Origin of the sequence: Tenacibaculum sp. (assembly GCF_048269885.1) — a bacterium.
In the GTDB taxonomy this organism is placed as follows: Bacteria; Bacteroidota; Bacteroidia; order Flavobacteriales; family Flavobacteriaceae; genus Polaribacter.
The window spans coordinates 1-20384 of sequence record NZ_JBLWTZ010000016.1 but is presented as its reverse complement, the minus strand read 5'-3'; the positions used below and the strand labels follow the sequence as shown (position 1 = coordinate 20384).

Here is a 20384-nt window from a genome sequence, read left to right as displayed (position 1 = left end):
TAAAACTTGGTATGGTACAAATATCATAAATACAATTTACATAACTAAAGGTTTTTATGGATATTGTGTGCGTGTCTTATGCCGATAACTTCTTGGATAAAAACACCAATTTGTTGCTCTAACCATCTGTTTTCTGTGTTAGAAAAAGAAGACATAAACCCTACATGTCCCCCGTAATTAGGAGTAAGTAAATGGAAGTTCTTCATTTCTTTAGCTTCCTTTATTGGATAGCATTCTTGTGATAAAAAACTATCGTCTAAAGCATTTATAAGTAGCGTAGGAACTTTAATTTCTGGAATAAAAGGTTTTGCGCTTGCTTTTTGCCAGTAATCTTCTGAACTATCAAAACCAAAAACAGGAACAGTATATTGTTTTTCTAAATGTCGGAATTTACTTGCCTTGAATAAAAGCTCTTTGTCGAGCTGAAAATCAGGGAACTTTTCAGCTTTTTGTAAGAGTTTTAATTTCATAGTGCGTAAAAACTCATTTAGGTAAATTTTGTTTTTGAGTTTGTTTAATTCGGCTTGAGAAGAAGTCAAGTCTACGGGAACAGAAACAGCAATACCTCCTTTTACCTCTGAAGGAATATTGCTATATTCTCCTAAGTATTTCAAAGCCAAATTTCCTCCTAAACTATAACCAATAACAACAATATTCTCGTAGTTATAATTGTTTTTTAGGTACTTAATAATAAACGCTACATCATCAGTTTTTCCACTATGGTAAGTTTCTAAAAGTAAATTATCTTCTCCACTACAACCTCTTAAATTCATACAAACTGTATCAAAACCAATAGTGTTTAAATAATTAGATGTTGTAATCATATAATTTGATTGAGAGCTCCCTTCTAATCCATGAATTAATAATACGAGTGTGTTAGAATCGACCAAAGAAAAGTCTAAATCAATAAAATCTGCATCCCAAGTTGTAATTCTTTTTCTTTGATACTCAATAGTGTCTTTCATAAATAAAGGACGATAAACAGTGTTAAAGTGAGCACTTTTAAAAGGAAAACTAGGAGAAAATGTATTTGATATAATTGGCATAATACTATGTGATAGCTTTTTAAACAAATATGACAAAAAATAGCTAAAATGTAAAAGCCATTGAATGATTTCTTATTTTAGCTGTAAATTATGAGTACTATGAATATCAAAAAATATATTCCCAATTTATTAACTTTAGGAAACTTACTATGTGGTACTATTGCTACTATTTTTGCTATAAAAGGTGATTTTTTTGCTACAGCAATCTTGGTAATGCTAGGAATACTTTTTGATTTTTTTGATGGTTTTGCCGCTCGTATGCTAAAAGTGCAAGGCGAGTTAGGAAAACAACTAGATAGTTTAGCTGATATGGTAACGAGTGGCGTGGTGCCAGGAATAGTAATGATGCAAATGTTGGTAAATGCTTTAGACGTAGATGCTGTTGGGTATTTTGGAGTTGATGAGTACGGTGCAACAGGTAGTAATTTACCATATTTAGGGCTGTTATTAACGCTAGGAGCGGGGTACAGGCTGGCTAAGTTTAATATTGATGTACGTCAATCAGATAGTTTTATTGGTGTACCAACACCAGCTATGAGTTTGTTTGTTATTTCACTGCCATTAATTGCCCAATTTGATAAAGAATCGTTTTTAGTAGGGTTTATTGAAAATCAATATTTTTTAATATTAATTACAGTATTGTTCACCTACTTAATGAATGCTGAAATTCCGTTATTTTCTCTAAAGTTTAAAAACTTTTATTTTAAAGATAATGTGATTAAGTATGTGTTTTTAGTTTTGTCAGTTATATTAATTGTGACGCTAAAAATAGTAGCAATTCCTATGATTATACTTTCTTATATCGTACTATCTATAGTAAATAATTCAGATAAAAAACTTTCTTCAAAATAGATTCAAAAAACATTTTACATAAAACAAAAAACACGTTGATTTAACGTGTTTTTTTTTTAGTTGGATTGAGAAAATATTTTATGTGTTTTTTTGAGGTTCAAAAATGTTACTTATAAAATGATAATTGTCTAAAGATATTTTATCTTCAGCAAAGGCTTTATCCATAAGTTTATTTTTTGAAAACGCTCCTTTTTTGTAAATATCCCAGTTTTCGTTATTTCTATTGGTTAGTATTATCTTATCAGAGGCTATTTCAAAGTTACACCAATCATTGTAATTAGCTATTTTTTTATAGTTGTGGTCGGATACTTTGATGTTTCCTTTTGCATTTAACCCCTCTAAATCGATGCATAAATTACAGAAATCTATAAAACTCATAGTATCAGCTGGTATAACAAGAAATGAATTAACATTTCCTTTTTTTCTATATAGTTTAAAGCCTTCTTTTAAATGATGGATATTGTAAACTTTAGAGAAAGAAGAGAAAAGGTCTTCTTCTGTTGCATTCTCAATTATGAAGTGATTTTGTGTTACAGCTTGATTATCAAACTTTTTCTTTTTAAGCTCAAAATCTTTTCCAAGATATACCCTGCGAACAGTTTCGTCTTCAGCAAGTTCTTCTGGAGTTCCTTCTTTTAAAATCCCTCCATTATACATTAAGTAGGTTCTATCTGTAATGGCCAACGTTGCTTGTACATCATGATCGGTAATTAAAATACCGATATTTTTATTCTTCAATTGCGCAACAATCCCTTGAATATCTTCTACAGCAATTGGGTCTACACCAGCAAACGGCTCATCCAATAAAATAAATTTAGGGTCGGAAGCCAAACAACGGGCTATTTCTGTTCTACGACGCTCACCTCCAGATAATAAATCACCGCGGTTTTTACGCACATGTCCTAAACTAAATTCATCAATCAATTCTTCTAAGCGTTGTTTTCTTTCGGCTTTGGTTCTATCGGTAAATTCAAGAACCGACATAATGTTGTCTTCTACAGAAAGTTTTCTAAAAACAGAAGCTTCTTGTGCTAAATAACCAATTCCCTTTTGAGAACGTTTGTACATAGCGTCGGTGGTAATTTCTTCATGATCTAAAAAAATATGACCATCGTTAGGTTTAATCATACCTACAATCATGTAGAAAGAGGTTGTTTTACCGGCTCCGTTAGGGCCTAATAATCCAATAATTTCACCTTGCTCAACTTCTAAAGAAATTCCTTTTACGACCTTTCTACTACCGTATATCTTTTGTATGTTGTCTGCTCTTAACTTCATTTATTATTGTTAATGATGGAATTGATTAAGGGATAAAAGTAACAAAACTGTTTCTTAAAAACTTCTTAAATCAACTTATACACAAAATTAAGCTCCGTTTTCTAAAGCTTCCCAAAACTCTACAGCTCTTCGTAAATGAGGAATTACAATAGTTCCGCCAACTAATGTAGCAATACTCATGGTTTCCATCATTTCTTCTTTGGTAACTCCATTTTCGTAAGCTGTTTTTAAGTGATACGCAATGCAATCATCACAGCGTAGTACAGCCGATGCTACCAATCCTAGTAACTCTTTAGTTTTAACAGGTAAATGCCCTTCGGTAAAAGCATTCGTGTCTAGATTAAAAATACGTTTGATTACTTTATTATCTGACGCTAAAATCTTTTCGTTCATTTTAGCACGATAGTCGTTAAACTCTTGGACTTTTTGTGACATTTTTTTGTTGTTGTTTTATGACAAATTTTGAAACGTAAATACTCATTTCATATAAAATCATGATAGGTACCGATACAATTACTTGGCTAGCCACATCTGGAGGCGTAATAATTGCAGACAGTACCAATACTACGATTAATGCGTGTTTGCGATACTTTCGTAAAAATTCTGGGGTAATCAATCCTATTTTTGATAAAAAGAAAATAACTACAGGGAGTTCAAAAAATATAGCAACACCTAATAATGTGTTAGTAATAAGACCAATGTAAGCCTCTAATTTAAAGTTGTTTTGTATGGCGTCTGATATTTCAAAATTGTAAAAGAAATATACAGACATAGGTAAAATAACATAATAACTAAACAAAATTCCTAAAAAGAATAGGAAAGAAGAAGTAAAAATAAACCCTTTTGATTTTTTCTTTTCGCTTTCGTGCAATCCAGGAGCTATAAATCGCCAAAACTCCCATAAAATATAAGGAAAGGCAACGACAAAACCTAGAATTAGAGAAGACCAAATTCCTGTCATTAATTGCTGAGTAGGATTTAAAGCTTGTAGTGTTTGTTTGAATTTGATTGTACAAAAACTACTGTCAATTCCCATAGAAGAAAATACTCTACAAAAGAATTGATAGGTTGCAAAATCGGGTTTCAAATGGGCTAAAAGAATCTCATTAAAAACAAAATTAATATTAGCAAAAATTACAATAGCAATAATAAAAATTGCTGCAAAACTTCTTACTAGATGCCATCTGAGTTCTTCAAGATGGTCTAAAAAAGACATTTCTTTTTGTGCCATCTTAAAATATTCCTTCTTTAATTAAATCATGTAAGTGTACAACTCCAACATAACTACAATCGGTATCGGTAACCAATATTTGTGTAATATTATTGTTTTCTAAAGTATCTAAAGCTTCCACAGCCATTGCATCTACATCAATTGTTTTAGGAGTAGTACTCATAATATCAGCAGCAGTGAGCTCATCTATTTTAGTGGTTTTGCTTAGCATTCTTCGAATATCTCCATCAGTAATAATTCCTGTAATTTTATCATTATCATCAATAACAGCAGTAACACCTAAGCGTTTTTCTGAAATTTCAACAATTACCTGAGTAACTTTATCAGTACTTTTTACTTTAGGCAATTCGTTATTTTTAATAAGATCAGAAACTCTTAAATACAAACGCTTTCCTAAAGCGCCACCTGGATGATACTTAGCAAAATCACTGCTAGTAAAACCTCTTAACTCTAATAAGCAAACAGCTAACGCATCTCCTAAAACCAACTGCGCTGTAGTACTCGTTGTAGGCGCTAAGTTGTTAGGGCAGGCCTCTTTATCAACAAATGAGTTTAACAAAAAGTCAGCATTTTTTCCTAAAAAAGAATCAGGATTTCCTGTTATGGCGATAATTTTGTTATGAGAACTTTTAATTAAAGGAACCAATACTTTTATTTCCGGAGTGTTTCCACTTTTAGAAATACAAATAACAATATCATCTTCCTGTACATTTCCTAAGTCACCATGAATGGCATCGGCAGCATGCATAAAAACAGCTGGCGTACCTGTTGAGTTAAAAGTAGCGACCATCTTGGTCGCAATGTTGGCACTTTTTCCTATACCAGTAACAATAACACGACCTTTAGAATTAAATATAAAATTAACAGCGTCCGTAAACGAGCTATTTAATAAATTTGCTAAATTAGCAATAGCATTACTTTCTAAAAGGATAGTTTCTTTTGCGGTTGAGAGAATAGCGTTTGCGTCTTTCAAGTTAAAAAAGTTTTAAGTATATTTTTAAAGTGTAAAAATAGGAATATTTGAGAAGAAAATCTTTTTTAATAAAAAGAAAGTTTACGTTATATATTGTTGGGAATTTTTGTAAATTAGTTCTCGTTTTTAATTTTTGATATTAGAAGATGAATAAAGAGCAGACGGATTTATATGGATCATTAAAAAAAATCTTCGGATTTAACCAGTTTAAAGGGCTACAAGAAGATGTAGTTAACAGTGTATTGGAAAATAAAAATACATTTGTTATTATGCCAACTGGAGGTGGTAAATCGCTATGTTATCAATTACCTGCCCTAATGAAAGAGGGTACAGCAATTGTGGTGTCGCCATTAATTGCCTTAATGAAAAACCAAGTAGATGCCATTCGAGGAATTTCTGAAAACCATGGAATAGCCCATGTATTAAATTCTTCGTTGAATAAATCGGAAATTGCACAGGTAAAATCAGATATTGAATCGGGAATTACGAAATTATTGTACGTGGCTCCTGAATCTTTAATCAAAGAAGAGTATGCGGAGTTTTTAAGAAAGCAAAAAATATCATTTGTAGCAATTGATGAAGCACACTGTATATCTGAATGGGGACACGATTTTAGACCTGAGTATAGAAATCTAAGAAACATTATCAAGCAAATTGATAATGTGCCAATTATAGGCTTAACTGCCACTGCAACAGAAAAAGTACAAGAGGACATTCTTAAAACTCTTGGAATGACCGATGCAAATGTATTTAAGGCTTCTTTTAACAGGTCAAACTTATTTTATGAGGTTCGACCAAAAACCAAAGAAGTTGAAAAAGATATCATTCGTTTTATAAAGCAACGACCAGGAAAATCGGGTATTATTTATTGTTTGAGTCGTAAAAAAGTGGAAGAAATAGCACAAATTTTACAAGTCAACGGAATTAATGCAGTTCCTTACCATGCCGGGTTAGATGCCAAAACACGTGTAAAACATCAAGATATGTTCTTAATGGAAGATTGCGATGTTGTAGTGGCTACAATTGCTTTTGGTATGGGAATCGACAAACCAGATGTTCGTTTTGTCATTCATCATGATATCCCCAAAAGTTTAGAGAGTTACTATCAAGAAACAGGTAGAGCAGGACGTGATGGAGGAGAAGGATATTGTTTAACTTTTTATTCGTATAAAGATATAGAAAAACTTGAGAAGTTTATGGCGAACAAACCTGTTGCTGAACAGGAAGTTGGACATGCACTTTTACAAGAAGTGGTTGGATATGCAGAGACTTCAATGAATAGACGTAAGTATTTACTACACTATTTTGGCGAAGAGTTTGATGAAGTTAACGGGGAAGGTGCTGATATGGACGACAATATGCGAAATCCTAAGAAAAAGCACGAAGCCAAAGATGAAGTAGTAACCTTACTTTCTGTTATAAGAGATACCAGTGAAATGTATAAACCAAAAGAAATTGTAAACACAATAATTGGTAAAGAAAACGCATTGTTAAAGTCGCATAGAACAAATGTTCAGCCTTTTTTCGGTATTGGTAAAGCCAAAGACAATCACTATTGGATGGCTTTAATTCGCCAAGTTTTAGTGGCGGATTTCATAAAGAAAGAAATAGAACAATACGGTGTTTTAAAACTAACAAAAGAAGGTAAAGCATTTATAAAAAACCCATCATCGTTTATGATGACAGAAAATCATGTATACAAAACAGCAGATGATGGTACCATAATTACGAATGAAAAATCGGCAGGAGGAGTAGACGATAAACTCGTAGTTATGTTGAAAGATTTAAGGAAAACTGTAGGAAAACGTTTAGGAGTTCCGCCTTTTGCTGTTTTTCAAGATCCATCTTTAGATGATATGGCATTAAAATACCCTGTAACATTAGATGAGCTAGCCAAAGTTCATGGTGTTGGAGAGGGAAAAGCTAAAAAATACGGTAAAGATTTCGTTGCACTTATTTCAAAATATGTGGAAGACAACGAGATTATGCGTCCTGATGATTTAATAGTGAAGAGTACAGGTGTTAATTCAGGGTTAAAACTTTATATCATACAAAATACTGATAGAAAATTACCTCTAGAAGATATTGCCAAGTCCAAAGGTTTAGAAATGTCTGAATTGATAAAGGAAATGGAAGCGATTGTATTCTCAGGAACCAAGCTTAATATTGATTATGCAGTAGATGATTTACTTGATGAAGATCAGCAGGAAGAAATTCACGAGTACTTTATGGATGCTGAAACCGATAAAATACAAGAGGCATTGGATGAGTTTGATGGAGATTATGACGATGAAGAATTGCGTTTAATGCGTATTAAATTTACTAGTGAAATAGCTAACTAAAAACTCAATAATATGCAAGCAAGTACTTATTTACATTTTAATGGAAACTGCAAAGAAGCAATGACTTTTTATGCGGATGTTTTAGGAGGAGAGATGACAATGTTAATGCAGTTTAAAGATGCACCTGAAGAGGTTTGTAAAAATGTTCCTGAAGAAGCAATGGAATTAACAATGCATTGTACTGTTGAAGCAGGAGATTTCTCTATTATGGGGTCAGATTTCTTAAATGAAAAAGAAGCGTTTACCAAAGGGAATAATTTTGCAGTAAGTATAAATACGGAAGATGAAGATGAAGCCGTGGCTATTTTTAATGGACTTTCTTCTGATGGAGCTTTCGTAATGATGCCTTTTGATGAAGCTTTTTGGGGAGGGAAGTTTGGTATGTTAAGAGATAAGTTTGGTGTAAACTGGATGGTGTCTTTAGAAGAGCAAATAGCATAATGAATCCTAAAGTAACACACTATATACAAGATAAAAGTAAGTGGACGCAAGAGTTAAACCTCTTGCGTTCTGTTTTTCTAGAACTCCCTCTTGAAGAAATTATCAAATGGGGGGCTCCTGTATACGTATATAAAGGGAAGAATATCGTAGGTTTATCGGCTTTTAAAAATTATTGCGGCTTGTGGTTTTTTCAGGGGTGTTTTTTAATAGATAAAGACCAAGTGTTGATCAATGCCCAAGAAGGTAAAACACAAGCAATGCGTCAATGGCGATTTAATGAATTGGGTGAGATTGATACCGTACTTATTAAACAATATGTATTAGAAGCTATTAGAAATACTGAAGAAGGAAAAGAATTAAAAGCAAAAAAGAACACAAAGCCTTTACTAATTCCTGAGGAATTACAGCTGGAATTGGACAACAATAATAGGCTAAAAGAAACTTTTAACGAATTTACTTTAAGTAAACAAAGAGAATTTACAGATTATATTTCTGGGGCAAAAAGACAAACAACCAAACAAAAGAGACTAGAAAAGATAATTCCTATGATAGTAAATAAAATAGGTTTATACGACAAGTATAAAAATTGTTAGTTGTTAATTGTTATCTTATCAATTGTTGCTGTAGAGTCACAGCGTATAACGTATAAGTCAATGTGATTTAAACTGTCTTTTCCGGTTATAAAGTACTCAGCACAAGGCTTTAATCGAGGCTTACTCTTTCCAAAATTTACATCTCCGTGGCTTAAAATAGTAGAAATGGTAGCAGTATCGACTTTTGAAGTAGCCAATATTTGCTGCGCATTGTTAGAAAACAAACGTTTTTTTATTCGGATAGTTTTTAAGGTGCGGGCATCCATTCCGTAATCGAATGAGACATCTTTACCTTTCCAAATAAAAAGAACAACCAAACTACCTAGGGCAATTCCTATTAAATAATAACCAACACGTTTTAACCACTGCATAATTTAAAAATTGAAATGCAAAAGTAAGTAAAATCGAATTATAAAATTAATAAATTAATGTCTCTATAAGGCAAATCAAACCAGTCAGCTACAGTCTTATTCGTTAAAATTCCGTGGTAAAAATACATTCCATTACGCAAGCTTTTATCAAAACGAGCGGCGTTTTCAAAACCTCCTTCTTCAGCAATTTCTAATAAATAAGGTGTAAATATATTGCTAATAGACACCGAGGCTGTTCTTGAGTATCTAGAAGGAATATTCGGAACACAATAATGAATCACTCCATGGTTGGCAAAAGTAGGTTTGCTATGCGTAGTTACTTGAGAAGTCTCAAAACACCCACCTCTATCAATACTTACATCAACAATAACTGCCCCATCCTTCATTTGTTCAATCATATCTTCAGTAACAACCACAGGAGAGCGATCTTTACCTCTAATTGCTCCAATAGCTACATCACAGCGCATTAAAGCTTTTTGTAGGGTTTTAGGTTGTATGGTTGACGTATAAATAGGCGCTTGTACACACGATTGTAAGTTGCGAAGTTTTGTTATCGAATTATCAAAAACTTTAACTCTTGCGCCTAAGCCTATGGCTGTTTTAGCGGCAAACTCACCAACGGTTCCTGCTCCTAAAATAACGACATCGGTAGGAGGAACCCCCCCGATATTTCCTAATAATAAACCGTTACCACCATTAGAGGCTGTCATAAGTTCAGCAGCAATATGCATAGACGCAATTCCTGCTATTTCACTTAGTGATTTTACAATAGGAAAAACACCGTGTTCATCTTTAATATAATCAAAAGCAATTGCAGTTATTCGTTTTTTTGCAAGTGCTTCAAAGTATTTTTTGTTTTGTGTTTTTAATTGTAGAGCAGAAATTAAAACTGTTTGAGGATTTAACATTTGAATTTCTTCTAATGAGGGCGGTTCTACTTTTAAAACAATATTACAAGCAAAAGCTTCTTTTACATCATATGATATTTTGGCACCCGCATCAGAGTATTCTTTATCACTATAATTGGCACCCTCTCCAGCACCAGTTTCAATTACAATTCTATGTCCATGAGTCACCAATGCAGCTACAGCATCAGGAGATAAACTAATTCGTTTTTCTTCAAAATAAGTTTCCTTTGGCAACCCTATAAATAATTCTCCTTTTTGCTTTTTAATTTCAAGCATTTCGGTTTGTGGCATTAACTGCTCTTTGGTAAAAGGTGAAATAGACCCCATTTAAATTTAGTTAGTTTTTAATTGAATGTTTCGTAGCCCATTTTCTAACAGACTAATTGATATTGAAACAGTATCTAAAGGTAGTAAATTTTTAATATTTTCTGGCCATTCAACCAAACACCAGTTATTACTGTATAAATAATCTTCAATGCCCATATCATAAGCTTCTTCTTCATTTTCAATACGGTAAAAATCAAAGTGGTATACGGTTTTACCTGAGTTGGTTTTGTATTCGTTTACCAACGAAAAAGTAGGAGAGTGGGCAATATCTTCCACTCCTAAAACATTACATATCTCTTTAATTAAAGTTGTTTTACCAACGCCCATATCACCAAAAAAGAGCAGTGTTTTATGGCGGGCAGTAGCTATGATTTCTTCAGCTACAGCTGTTAATTCGTTTAGTGAATAATCTCTGTTCATAAGTAGCAAAAATAAAGAAGTAGATGGTAAATTACTATAGTTTATTTGTTCTTATAGCTGTAATGACCAATAATTTTAAAATTGAATAAACAATCTTCTAAAACTTGACCAGCTCCAATGTTATGTACTATCAAGTATTGTTGATTATTGGTTGGCGATTTTTTAGATGAAACTATCCCAATATGAGTTAACCCTCCTCCTAAACTCCAACAAACAATATCTCCAGGTAAATAATTATTAGGGTTTTTAGTAGTTTTCTTAATAGTTCCTTTTCTTTTAAAAAAGGTCATTAAATTAGGTACTCTTCTATGGTCTATATTAGTGTCAGTATTTTTAAGTCCCCATATTTTAGGATACAATGAAAAGTTAGCTTTCATATCTTTATGAACTTCTTGCTGTAAATCTACTCCTAATTTACGATAGGCGCGAATAATAACATCAGTACAAACTCCTTTGTCTTCTGGAACATCTCCTTTAGGGTAAGGTATAGAGAAGTAACTAGGATCGTAAGTAACTTTATTTTTTGTCAGCTCTAAAGCAGCAGTAGAAAGTTTATTTTCTTGAGCTACTAAAGAGTAGGAGTAAGCAAAAAAAGATAAAAATAATAGAAACTTAATTTTCATATCAACACTAATTTTTAAAAAAGCTATTTTGGGTTATAAACAGCACAAGGAATAATCATTTCTTCCAGTGAAATTCCGCCATGTTGATAAGTGTTTTTATAGTACTTTACAAAATGATTGTAATTGTTTGGGTAAGCAAAAAACAAATCTTCTTTTGTAAATATAAAAGGACTGTTAATAGCTACTGAGGGCAAGAAAATATCTTTTGGATTTTTAACCGCGTATACATCTTTATCTTCATAACTTAAACTTCTACCAGTTTTATATCGTAAGTTAGAGCTAATGTTTTTATCACCAATAACCTTGGTAGGATGATTACAATTAATGGTACCGTGATCGGTAGTGATAATTAATTTCTGACCTAACTTTTGGGCTTTTTGAATGATATCGTAAAGAGGAGAGTTTTTAAACCAACTTACAGTTAAAGAACGATATGCTTTATCATCACCAGCAAGTTCTTTAATAACTTCCATTTCAGTTTTAGCATGTGAAAGCATATCAACAAAGTTGTAAACCACAGCAGTAAGATCATTTTGTCGTGTTCCGTTATAGTTGTCAGCTAAATCTTTTCCACTTTTTAAAGAAACTATTTTGTAATATTCGTGAGTAATACTCAGTCCCAATCGCTTTATTTGTTCGTCTAAAAAAGTAGCTTCAAATAAGTTTTTACCTCCTTCATCAGTATCATTTTTCCAATAATTAGGATATCTTTTTTCCATTTCAGATGGCATTAAACCAGAAAATATAGCATTGCGTGCATATTGAGTAGCCGTGGGCAGTATGCTGTAATAAGAGTATTCTTCTTCTTTTTTAAAATAATTATTAATAAAAGGCTCTAAAATTCGATATTGGTCGTAACGTAGATTGTCAATAATTACCCATAAAACCCCTTGGTTCTTCGATAAATTAGGAACTATATAATCTTTAAATAAAGTATGTGAAAAGGTAGGTTTATCATCACTTGTAAGCCAGTGCTGATACTTCTTTTTTATAAACTTAAAAAATTGTGAGTTGGCTTCAGATTTTTGAGACTCTAAAATTTCTAACATTCCCGTATCGTTGATGTTTTCCAACTCAAGTTCCCAGTGAACTAATTTTTTATAAAGTTCAGCCCATTCTTCATAAGAATTGACCATAGCTAAATCCATTGAAATTTTTCTAAACTCTTGTTGGTAACTCGATGTTGTTTTTTCAGAAATTAAGCGAGAATGGTCTAGGTTTTTTTTCAAACTCAATAAAATTTGATTAGGATTTACAGGCTTAATTAAGTAATCTGCAATTTTAGAACCAATAGCTTCCTCCATAAGATACTCTTCTTCACTTTTGGTTATCATAACTATGGGAAGGTTCGCGTTTTTCTGTTTAATATCTGATAGTGTTTCCAAGCCAGTAATACCTGGCATGTTTTCATCTAAAAAAACAATATCAAAATTATTATCACTCACTAAGTCAATAGCATCAGTACCATTGGTGCAAGTTGTTACTTTGTAGTCTTTTTTTTCTAAAAATAATATATGTGGTTTCAATAAATCTATTTCGTCATCTACCCAAAGAATGTGTATGTTTCTCATCATAATTTTCAACTTGTTTATTACCTAAATAACGGCTAAAAGCAGTTTTGTTGTATTTTTAAAAGCTAAAAATACGTTAATTAAACGCTGGTTAATTTGCTTTTGTAGATAAATTATGATTTTTTTGTTTAAAATTCAAGGATTTATACATTTTGAAAAAATCAAAAACCAACAAATTAAAGATAATAAATGATCCTATTTATGGATTTATCTCTATACCAAATTCCCTAATTTTTGATATTATTGAGCACCCTTATTTTCAAAGGTTGCGTAGAGTAACACAAATGGGGCTATCAAACTTAGTATATCCTGGAGCCAATCACACTCGTTTTCATCATGCAATAGGTTGTATGCATTTGATGCAAAAAGCGGTACATGTGTTGCGAATGAAAAACGTTGTAATTTCAGAAGAGGAAGCAAATGCTTTGTATATAGCTATTTTGTTACACGATATCGGGCATGGAGCATATTCACATGCATTAGAACACAGTATTGTGAATGAAATTACTCATGAAGAAATTTCATTGAAATTTATGCAAGCTCTAAACGAAGAGTTTGAAGGAGCATTAAGCTTGGCAATTCAGGTGTTTGAAGGGAAATATCCACGTAAATTTTTATATCAATTAATATCAAGTCAGTTAGATATTGACAGATTAGACTATTTAAAAAGAGATAGTTTTTTTACAGGTGTAGCAGAAGGTAATATATCGTCTGACCGTTTAATAACGATGATGAATGTGGTAGACAATGAATTGGTTATTGAACAAAAAGGAATCTATTCCGTAGAAAAATTTGTCATTGCCAGACGCCTAATGTATTGGCAGGTTTATTTACACAAAACAGGATTGGTAGCCGAAAACCTTTTGGTAAGTATTTTAAAAAGGGCAAAAGAATTGGCTACCAATGGAGTAAAACTTCCCTCTAGTAGAGCGCTTGCATACTTTTTATACAACCCAATAAACAAAGAAAATTTTACAGACAAAACACTACAGATTTTTTCTGAGTTAGACGATTACGATGTACTGTCGGCGATAAAAGAATGGAAGCATCACGAAGATTTTATACTATCTACATTAGCAACAAAAATTATTGACAGAAGCTTGTTAAAGGTTGAAATTCAAGAAAAACCATTTACAGAAGAGTATATAGAAAAAATACGTAAAAAGCTCAGAGAACGAGTAGAATTAAGCGAAAAAGAACTTGAATATTTTGTTTTTTCTAATGCTATAAAGCACCAAGCTTACAATACTGATAAACCCATAAAGATTTACACAAAAAAAGGGAAGTTAAAAGACATTGCAAAGGCATCTGACCAATTAAATCTGAAAGCATTAACAAAACCTGTAGTGAAATATTATTTGTGTTACCCGAAAGCAATGAAGTGAGTGAATAGTTAGAAACAAATTCTAATCAAGAGGTATTTGAACAAAAATAATTACTTTTGCAAATAATGAAATTCACAGCAAAACAAATAGCCGATATTTTAGAAGGAGAGATTGAAGGGAATCCAGAGGCTGAAGTATCTACACTTTCTAAGATAGAAGAAGGCAAGGAGGGTTCGTTAACCTTTTTATCAAACCCTAAATATAACTCATATATATATACAACCAAAGCATCTGTTGCTATTGTAAATAAAAGCTTTGTTCCTGAAAAGGAAATAGAAACAACTTTGATAAAAGTTGAAGATGCGTACAAAGCATTTTCAAAACTTTTGGCGTTTTATAATGAAGTGAAAAACAATAAGCAAGGAAGAGAAAACCCTCACTTTATAGCAAGTTCAGCTACCATTGGTAACAACGAATATATTGGAGCTTATGCCTATGTTGGAGAAAATGTGGTATTGGGTAACAATGTTAAAATTTATCCTAATTCTTATATAGGAGATAATGTTACAATTGGAGACAATACAGTTGTTTTTGCTGGAGTTAAGATATATTCTGAAACCGTTATCGGAACTAATTGTAAAATACATTCAGGAACCGTAATTGGAGCTGATGGTTTTGGGTTTGCGCCAGATGAAAATGGAGAGTATAAGGCAATTCCCCAAATAGGAAACGTTATTATAGAAGATAATGTTGATGTGGGGTCTAATTCAACTATCGATAGAGCCACTTTAGGATCAACAATAATTCGCAAAGGAGTAAAGTTAGACAATCAAATTCAAATAGCCCACAATGTAGAAATCGGTAGAAATACCGTGATAGCTTCTCAAACTGGGATTGCAGGATCAACTAAAATAGGTGAAAACTGTATGATTGGAGGTCAAGTAGGGATTGTTGGCCATATTACTATTGGAAACAATGTAAAAATTCAAGCGCAATCAGGAATTGGAAAAAGCTTAAAAGATGAAGAAGTAGTGCAAGGATCTCCAGCATTTGGATATTCAGACTATAGCAAGTCTTATGTACACTTTAAAAATTTACCAAAATTAGCATCTACAGTACATAAAATAGAAAAAGAGTTGAATGCTCAAAAAGTAAAAGATGAGTAAGAAACAAAAAACAATACAAAATGAAGTTACCTTATCAGGTGTAGGATTGCATACTGGTAATGAGGTTACGATGGTTTTTAAACCAGCCCCAGAAAATCACGGATTTGCATTTAAGCGAGTAGATTTAGAAGGAGAACCCGTAATAGAAGCAAAAGCAGAGTATGTAACAAATACGCAAAGAGGAACAAATCTTGAAAAAAATGGCGTTCAAATACAAACATCTGAACACGTTTTAGCTGCTGCAGTTGGATTAGACATCGATAACTTATTGATAGAAATTAACGCTTCAGAACCTCCAATTATGGATGGCTCATCTAAGTTCTTTATCGAAGCCTTAGAAGAAGCGGGAATTGTTGAACAAGAAGCTGGAATTGAAGAATACGTAGTTAAAGAAATTATTTCATATAAAGATGAAGTAACTGGGAGTGAAATTATTTTAATGCCTGCTGATGAGTATCAGGTAACTACTATGGTAGATTTTGGAACTAAAATATTAGGAACTCAAAATGCTACATTAAATACAATTTCAGAGTTTAAAGAAGAAATCTCAGCAGCAAGAACATTTAGTTTCTTACATGAAATTGAAATGTTGCTAGAAAATGACTTAATTAAAGGAGGAGATTTAAACAACGCCATTGTTTATGTAGACAAAGAATTGTCTGATAGTACAATGGAAAAGTTAAAGAAAGCCTTTAACAAAGATAATATTACTGTAAAGCCCAACGGAGTACTAGATAATTTAACATTGCATTGGGCCAATGAAGCGGCGCGTCATAAATTGTTAGATGTGATTGGTGATTTAGCTTTAACAGGTACTCGAATTAAAGGGAAAGTAATAGCAAACAAACCAGGACATTCTGTAAATACTACTTTTGCTAAGAAACTAGCTAAAATCATTAAAAAGGAAAAAAGAAACAATGTTCCTTCTTATGATTTAAATCAACCACCATTAATGGACATCCATAAAATAATGGATATTTTACCTCACAGACCTCCATTTTTATTAATCGATAGAATTATAGAGTTATCTGATAAGCATGTGGTTGGGATGAAAAATGTTACGATGAATGAAAATTTCTTTGTAGGACATTTCCCTGGCGCACCAGTAATGCCTGGTGTTCTTCAAGTAGAAGCAATGGCACAATGTGGAGGAGTTTTAGTCTTAAATACAGTTCCAGATCCAGAAAACTACTTAACATATTTCATGAAAATGGATAATGTTAAATTCAAACAAAAAGTATTACCAGGAGATACACTAATCTTTAAAAGTGAATTAATTACACCTATAAGAAGAGGTATTGCCCATATGCAAGCTTATGCATACGCTAACGGAAAATTAGTGTGTGAAGCAGAGCTTATGGCACAAATTTCAAAAGTAAAATAATATGAATCAACCACTTGCGTACGTACACCCTCAAGCAAAAATAGCTCGTAATGTAGTTATCGAACCTTTTACAACCATTCATGCAAATGTAGAAATAGGTTCAGGAACATGGATAGGTTCTAATGTAACCATTATGGAAGGTGCGCGCATCGGTAAAAACTGTCGAATTTTTCCAGGAGCTGTTATTTCAGCAATTCCTCAAGATTTAAAATATAACGACGAGGATACAATTGTAGAAATAGGCGATAATGTTACCATAAGAGAGTGTGTAACCATTAACAGAGGAACTTCCGATAGAATGAAAACAGTTATTGGTGATAACTGTTTAATAATGGCGTATTGTCATATTGCGCACGATTGTAAAGTGGGAGATAATTGCATCTTTTCAAATAACTCAACATTAGCAGGTCATGTAACTGTAGGAGATAATGTAGTGCTTGCAGGTATGGTGGCAGTACATCAATTTGCCTCGGTAGGAAACCATGCTTTTGTAACCGGTGGATCGTTGGTACGTAAAGATGTTCCTCCTTATGTAAAAGCAGCAAGAGAACCTTTATCATATGTAGGTATTAACTCAGTAGGCTTAAGAAGAAGAGGGTTTACAACTGAAAAAATTAGAGAAATTCAGGATGTATATCGAATTTTATTTCAGAAAAATTACAACAATTCACAAGCGATTGATATAATTGAAGCTGAAATGGAAGCAACTTCAGAAAGAGACGAGATTATTCAGTTTATCAAAGATTCACATCGCGGAATCATGAAAGGATATTTTAAAGCAAATTAATTAGTAAAATTGCACTTATAAGAGCAACTATAAAGATCAAATAAATGGCATCAACATCAGATATTAAAAAAGGATTGTGTATAAAGTATAATCACGATATATTTAAAATCATTGAGTTTTTACATGTAAAACCAGGAAAAGGACCAGCTTTTGTACGTACAAAACTTAAAAGTGTTACTTCTGGAAAAGTGATTGATAATACTTTTTCTGCAGGGCATAAAATTGAAGACGTTCGTGTAGAAACGCATAAATTTCAATATTTATACCCTGAAGGAGATATATACCATTTCATGAATACGGAAGATTATAACCAAATTACACTTCAAAAATCAGTATTAGACGCTCCAGACTTAATGAAAGAAGGAGAAGTAGTTACTGTTTTAATAAATACTGAAGACGGAATGCCGTTATCAGTAGAAATGCCTTCTCATGTTATTTTGGAAGTAACACATACTGAACCAGGAGTAAAAGGAAATACAGCAACAAATGCAACTAAACCTGCAACCGTTGAAACGGGAGCAAGAATTAATGTTCCTTTATTTATTAATGAAGGGGATAAAATAAAAATAGATACAGAAAAAGGCGCTTACACCGAACGTATTAAAGAATAAATACACTATTCCCGCGTTAGCGGGAATTTCTTTTTAAAAATGAAATTTAAACAGCCTCAAACTTTAGAGCAAATAGCAGCTTTATTAAGTGTAGAATTTGTAGGAGAACCTCATTTTCCAATCTCAGGAATTAATGAAATTCACGTAGTAGAAAAGGGAGATATAGTGTTTGTGGATCATCCAAAATACTACGATAAAGCACTAAACTCAGCAGCTACTACCATACTAATAAATAAAAAAGTAAATTGTCCTGAAGGTAAATCATTATTAATCTCTGAAGATCCTTTTAGAGATTTTAATAAAATCACCAAACATTATAATCCTTTCATAGCTTCAAAAAGCAGTATTGCTGAATCTGCTGTTATAGGAGAAAATACGGTTATACAACCCAATGTTTTCATAGGAGAAAACGTAGTTATTGGTAAAAATTGTTTAATACATGCAAATGTGTCAATTAACAATAACTGTATAATAGGAGATAATGTAACAATCCACGCTAATACTGTTTTAGGAGCAGATGCATTCTATTATAAAAACAGACCAGAAGGTTTTGATAAACTAATTTCTGGAGGTAGAGTAGTACTTGAAGATAATGTAGATTTAGGAGCTTCTTGTACAATTGATAGGGGTGTAACTGGAGATACGTTAATAGGTGCTGGATCAAAAATTGATAATCAAGTTCATATAGGGCACGATACGGTAATAGGTAAAAAATGTTTAATAGCTGCTCAAACTGGTATTGCAGGATGTACAGTGATTGAAGATGAAGTTACTATTTGGGGACAAGTAGGAATTATTAGTGGATTAACCATAGAAAAAGGAACTGTTTTAATGGCACAAACAGGAGTGACAAAATCCTTAAAAAAAGGAGTTTATTTTGGTACACCGCAGCGTGAGTACCGTCAAACACTAAGAGAAGTCATCTATTTAAAAAACGCAACAAATAAAGAAAAAAAGTAACCTAAAATTAATTGTGAAAACACAATTAAAAAGTTATTTTTGTCTGTCTTAAAAAAATAATAAAAAGCAAACCAATGAGTGTTTTAGTAAATAAAGATTCAAAAATTATAGTTCAAGGTTTTACAGGTAGCGAAGGTACTTTCCACGCTGGCCAAATGATCGATTACGGAACAAACGTAGTTGGAGGTGTAACGCCAGGCAAAGGAGGTCAAGAGCATTTAGGAAAGCCAGTTTTTAATACAGTTGATGAAGCTGTACAAAAAGCAGGAGCTGATACTTCAATTATTTTTGTGCCACCAGCATTTGCTGCTGACGCTATAATGGAGGCTGCCGAAGCTGGAATCAAAGTAATTATTTGTATTACTGAAGGAATTCCAACAGCTGATATGGTAAAAGTAAAAGCTTATATTGATCAATTAGATTGTACTTTAGTTGGACCTAACTGTCCAGGAGTAATTACTCCTGAAGAAGCAAAAGTAGGAATCATGCCAGGATTTATCTTCAAGAAAGGTAAGGTAGGTATCGTTTCTAAATCGGGAACTTTAACTTATGAAGCTGCTGATCAAGTTGTAAAACAAGGATACGGAATTACTACTGCTATTGGTATTGGTGGAGATCCAATTATTGGAACGACTACTAAAGAAGCTGTTGAGTTATTAATGAATGATGATGAAACTGAAGCAATCGTAATGATTGGTGAAATTGGAGGTAACTTAGAAGCTGAGGCTGCTCGTTGGATTAAAGCTGACGGTAACCGTAAGCCAGTAGTTGGTTTTATTGCAGGGCAAACTGCTCCAGCTGGTAGAACAATGGGACATGCAGGTGCTATTGTTGGTGGTGCTGATGATACAGCGCAAGCAAAAATGAAAATTTTAGCAGAAAACGGAGTACACGTTGTAGAATCTCCTGCTAAAATTGGAGAAATGGTTGCTAAGGTTTTAGCATAATCTTAAAAGAAAGAATTTTAACAAAAACTGTTAAATTTTTACCATAAATTATTTTTAAATTCGTTGAATTCATAAATTCAACGGATTTTTATATATTTAAGCAGTCATTAATTTAAAATATATAAAATGAAATTAGATCAAGTAAAAAATTTAGGAAAAGAATTAACAAAAAGTCAATTAAAAGAAGCAACGGGTGGTAGAACCTGGTATTACCAATGTGCTGATGGT

Annotated in this window: 20 protein-coding genes and 1 pseudogene; 11 read left to right on the top strand and 10 right to left on the bottom strand. The window is 32.6% G+C overall.

Annotated elements, in window-relative coordinates:
- Nucleotides 1-44 precede the first annotated feature (44 nt).
- Nucleotides 45-1046 (bottom strand): YheT family hydrolase, encoded by a 1002-nt coding sequence (locus ACN0WY_RS12525; protein ID WP_417800561.1) that lies wholly within the window; start codon nt 1044-1046, stop codon nt 45-47.
- A 105-nt stretch (nt 1047-1151) separates the two neighbouring features.
- On the opposite strand from ACN0WY_RS12525, the gene ACN0WY_RS12520 reads away from it, so the two are divergent.
- A complete protein-coding gene (locus tag ACN0WY_RS12520) occupies nt 1152-1898 on the top strand; it encodes a CDP-alcohol phosphatidyltransferase family protein (protein ID WP_417800610.1) in 747 nt (248 codons plus the stop codon).
- A 549-nt stretch (nt 1899-2447) separates the two neighbouring features.
- On the opposite strand, the pseudogene lptB reads toward ACN0WY_RS12520, so the two are convergent.
- The 4 genes and pseudogenes from lptB to ACN0WY_RS12500 all read right to left on the bottom strand — a co-directional run.
- Nucleotides 2448-3176 (bottom strand): annotated as a pseudogene (gene lptB, locus ACN0WY_RS12515) (LPS export ABC transporter ATP-binding protein); the annotation flags it as partial.
- 87 nt (nt 3177-3263) lie between these two features.
- Nucleotides 3264-3611 carry a carboxymuconolactone decarboxylase family protein gene (locus tag ACN0WY_RS12510; protein WP_330486674.1) on the bottom strand — a complete coding sequence of 116 codons (348 nt, stop codon included), beginning with the start codon at nt 3609-3611 and terminating at the stop codon, nt 3264-3266.
- Nucleotides 3586-4407, bottom strand: a complete 822-nt coding sequence (gene tatC, locus ACN0WY_RS12505; RefSeq protein WP_417800560.1) for a twin-arginine translocase subunit TatC — start codon at nt 4405-4407, stop codon at nt 3586-3588. Before tatC ends, ACN0WY_RS12510 begins: the two co-directional genes overlap by 26 nt.
- A 1-nt stretch (nt 4408) precedes the next feature.
- Nucleotides 4409-5380: a KpsF/GutQ family sugar-phosphate isomerase gene (locus tag ACN0WY_RS12500; protein ID WP_417800559.1), complete on the bottom strand. Its 972-nt coding sequence runs from the start codon at nt 5378-5380 to the stop codon at nt 4409-4411.
- 146 nt (nt 5381-5526) lie between these two features.
- Between ACN0WY_RS12500 and ACN0WY_RS12495 the strand changes: the two genes are divergently transcribed.
- Genes ACN0WY_RS12495 through ACN0WY_RS12485 form a run of 3 tightly spaced genes read left to right on the top strand, consistent with a single transcriptional unit; the run spans nt 5527 to nt 8756 of the window.
- Nucleotides 5527-7722 (top strand): RecQ family ATP-dependent DNA helicase, encoded by a 2196-nt coding sequence (locus ACN0WY_RS12495; RefSeq protein WP_417800558.1) that lies wholly within the window; start codon nt 5527-5529, stop codon nt 7720-7722.
- 12 nt (nt 7723-7734) lie between these two features.
- Nucleotides 7735-8163 carry a VOC family protein gene (locus ACN0WY_RS12490; RefSeq protein WP_330486678.1) on the top strand — a complete coding sequence of 143 codons (429 nt, stop codon included), beginning with the start codon at nt 7735-7737 and terminating at the stop codon, nt 8161-8163.
- Nucleotides 8163-8756, top strand: a complete 594-nt coding sequence (locus ACN0WY_RS12485) for a YdeI/OmpD-associated family protein (protein ID WP_417800557.1) — start codon at nt 8163-8165, stop codon at nt 8754-8756. The genes ACN0WY_RS12490 and ACN0WY_RS12485 overlap by 1 nt, the downstream gene beginning before the upstream one ends.
- On the opposite strand, the gene ACN0WY_RS12480 is transcribed toward ACN0WY_RS12485, so the two are convergent.
- Genes ACN0WY_RS12480 through ACN0WY_RS12460 form a run of 5 tightly spaced genes read right to left on the bottom strand, consistent with a single transcriptional unit; the run spans nt 8753 to nt 12976 of the window.
- Nucleotides 8753-9127 carry a DUF4258 domain-containing protein gene (locus tag ACN0WY_RS12480; protein WP_330486680.1) on the bottom strand — a complete coding sequence of 125 codons (375 nt, stop codon included), beginning with the start codon at nt 9125-9127 and terminating at the stop codon, nt 8753-8755. The two genes, ACN0WY_RS12485 and ACN0WY_RS12480, sit on opposite strands and share 4 nt — an antisense overlap.
- Nucleotides 9128-9165: 38 nt before the next feature.
- Complete coding sequence (locus ACN0WY_RS12475; RefSeq protein ID WP_330486681.1) at nt 9166-10362, bottom strand: alanine dehydrogenase; 1197 nt, start codon at nt 10360-10362, stop codon at nt 9166-9168.
- 6 nt (nt 10363-10368) lie between these two features.
- Complete coding sequence (gene tsaE, locus ACN0WY_RS12470) at nt 10369-10782, bottom strand: tRNA (adenosine(37)-N6)-threonylcarbamoyltransferase complex ATPase subunit type 1 TsaE (protein WP_330486682.1); 414 nt, start codon at nt 10780-10782, stop codon at nt 10369-10371.
- A gap of 41 nt (nt 10783-10823) precedes the next feature.
- The gene (locus ACN0WY_RS12465; RefSeq protein WP_417800556.1) at nt 10824-11405 is read right to left on the bottom strand and encodes a DUF1287 domain-containing protein; all 582 of its coding nucleotides are present in this window, start codon (nt 11403-11405) and stop codon (nt 10824-10826) included.
- Between the two features lie 23 nt (nt 11406-11428).
- On the bottom strand, nt 11429-12976 hold the full coding sequence (locus ACN0WY_RS12460) for a bifunctional response regulator/alkaline phosphatase family protein (protein ID WP_330486954.1): 1548 nt from the start codon (nt 12974-12976) through the stop codon (nt 11429-11431).
- A gap of 152 nt (nt 12977-13128) precedes the next feature.
- Here ACN0WY_RS12460 and ACN0WY_RS12455 point away from each other — a divergent pair, with 152 nt between their 5' ends.
- The 7 genes from ACN0WY_RS12455 (at nt 13129) to sucD (ending at nt 20156) form a co-directional block, all read left to right on the top strand.
- Entirely contained in the window at nt 13129-14361 is a 1233-nt protein-coding gene (locus ACN0WY_RS12455; RefSeq protein WP_417800555.1) for an HD domain-containing protein, read from the top strand.
- Between the two features lie 65 nt (nt 14362-14426).
- Complete coding sequence (lpxD, locus tag ACN0WY_RS12450; protein ID WP_330486685.1) at nt 14427-15467, top strand: UDP-3-O-(3-hydroxymyristoyl)glucosamine N-acyltransferase; 1041 nt, start codon at nt 14427-14429, stop codon at nt 15465-15467.
- On the top strand, nt 15460-16851 hold the full coding sequence (locus tag ACN0WY_RS12445) for a bifunctional UDP-3-O-[3-hydroxymyristoyl] N-acetylglucosamine deacetylase/3-hydroxyacyl-ACP dehydratase (RefSeq protein WP_330486686.1): 1392 nt from the start codon (nt 15460-15462) through the stop codon (nt 16849-16851). Before lpxD ends, ACN0WY_RS12445 begins: the two co-directional genes overlap by 8 nt.
- A gap of 1 nt (nt 16852) precedes the next feature.
- Nucleotides 16853-17638: an acyl-ACP--UDP-N-acetylglucosamine O-acyltransferase gene (gene lpxA / locus ACN0WY_RS12440; protein WP_330486687.1), complete on the top strand. Its 786-nt coding sequence runs from the start codon at nt 16853-16855 to the stop codon at nt 17636-17638.
- Between the two features lie 44 nt (nt 17639-17682).
- Nucleotides 17683-18249, top strand: a complete 567-nt coding sequence (gene efp / locus ACN0WY_RS12435) for an elongation factor P (RefSeq protein WP_330486688.1) — start codon at nt 17683-17685, stop codon at nt 18247-18249.
- A 39-nt stretch (nt 18250-18288) separates the two neighbouring features.
- Nucleotides 18289-19209 (top strand): UDP-3-O-(3-hydroxymyristoyl)glucosamine N-acyltransferase, encoded by a 921-nt coding sequence (locus ACN0WY_RS12430; protein WP_417800554.1) that lies wholly within the window; start codon nt 18289-18291, stop codon nt 19207-19209.
- A 74-nt stretch (nt 19210-19283) separates the two neighbouring features.
- Complete coding sequence (gene sucD, locus ACN0WY_RS12425) at nt 19284-20156, top strand: succinate--CoA ligase subunit alpha (protein WP_099214339.1); 873 nt, start codon at nt 19284-19286, stop codon at nt 20154-20156.
- Nucleotides 20157-20384 lie beyond the last annotated feature (228 nt).

Bases quoted from the DNA above. Each gene is read 5' to 3' on its own strand.
- ACN0WY_RS12465 (WP_417800556.1), bottom strand. From the start codon at position 11,405: ATGAAAATTAAGTTTCTATTATTTTTATCTTTTTTTGCTTACTCCTAC.
- ACN0WY_RS12445 (WP_330486686.1), top strand. From the start codon at position 15,460: ATGAGTAAGAAACAAAAAACAATACAAAATGAAGTTACCTTATCAGGT.
- ACN0WY_RS12460 (WP_330486954.1), bottom strand. From the start codon at position 12,976: ATGAGAAACATACACATTCTTTGGGTAGATGACGAAATAGATTTATTG.
- ACN0WY_RS12495 (WP_417800558.1), top strand. From the start codon at position 5,527: ATGAATAAAGAGCAGACGGATTTATATGGATCATTAAAAAAAATCTTC.
- ACN0WY_RS12510 (WP_330486674.1), bottom strand. From the start codon at position 3,611: ATGTCACAAAAAGTCCAAGAGTTTAACGACTATCGTGCTAAAATGAAC.
- tatC (WP_417800560.1), bottom strand. From the start codon at position 4,407: ATGGCACAAAAAGAAATGTCTTTTTTAGACCATCTTGAAGAACTCAGA.
- ACN0WY_RS12525 (WP_417800561.1), bottom strand. From the start codon at position 1,046: ATGCCAATTATATCAAATACATTTTCTCCTAGTTTTCCTTTTAAAAGT.
- ACN0WY_RS12430 (WP_417800554.1), top strand. From the start codon at position 18,289: ATGAAATTTAAACAGCCTCAAACTTTAGAGCAAATAGCAGCTTTATTA.
- ACN0WY_RS12485 (WP_417800557.1), top strand. From the start codon at position 8,163: ATGAATCCTAAAGTAACACACTATATACAAGATAAAAGTAAGTGGACG.
- ACN0WY_RS12490 (WP_330486678.1), top strand. From the start codon at position 7,735: ATGCAAGCAAGTACTTATTTACATTTTAATGGAAACTGCAAAGAAGCA.
- sucD (WP_099214339.1), top strand. From the start codon at position 19,284: ATGAGTGTTTTAGTAAATAAAGATTCAAAAATTATAGTTCAAGGTTTT.
- lpxA (WP_330486687.1), top strand. From the start codon at position 16,853: ATGAATCAACCACTTGCGTACGTACACCCTCAAGCAAAAATAGCTCGT.
- ACN0WY_RS12475 (WP_330486681.1), bottom strand. From the start codon at position 10,362: ATGGGGTCTATTTCACCTTTTACCAAAGAGCAGTTAATGCCACAAACC.
- lpxD (WP_330486685.1), top strand. From the start codon at position 14,427: ATGAAATTCACAGCAAAACAAATAGCCGATATTTTAGAAGGAGAGATT.
- tsaE (WP_330486682.1), bottom strand. From the start codon at position 10,782: ATGAACAGAGATTATTCACTAAACGAATTAACAGCTGTAGCTGAAGAA.
- ACN0WY_RS12480 (WP_330486680.1), bottom strand. From the start codon at position 9,127: ATGCAGTGGTTAAAACGTGTTGGTTATTATTTAATAGGAATTGCCCTA.
- efp (WP_330486688.1), top strand. From the start codon at position 17,683: ATGGCATCAACATCAGATATTAAAAAAGGATTGTGTATAAAGTATAAT.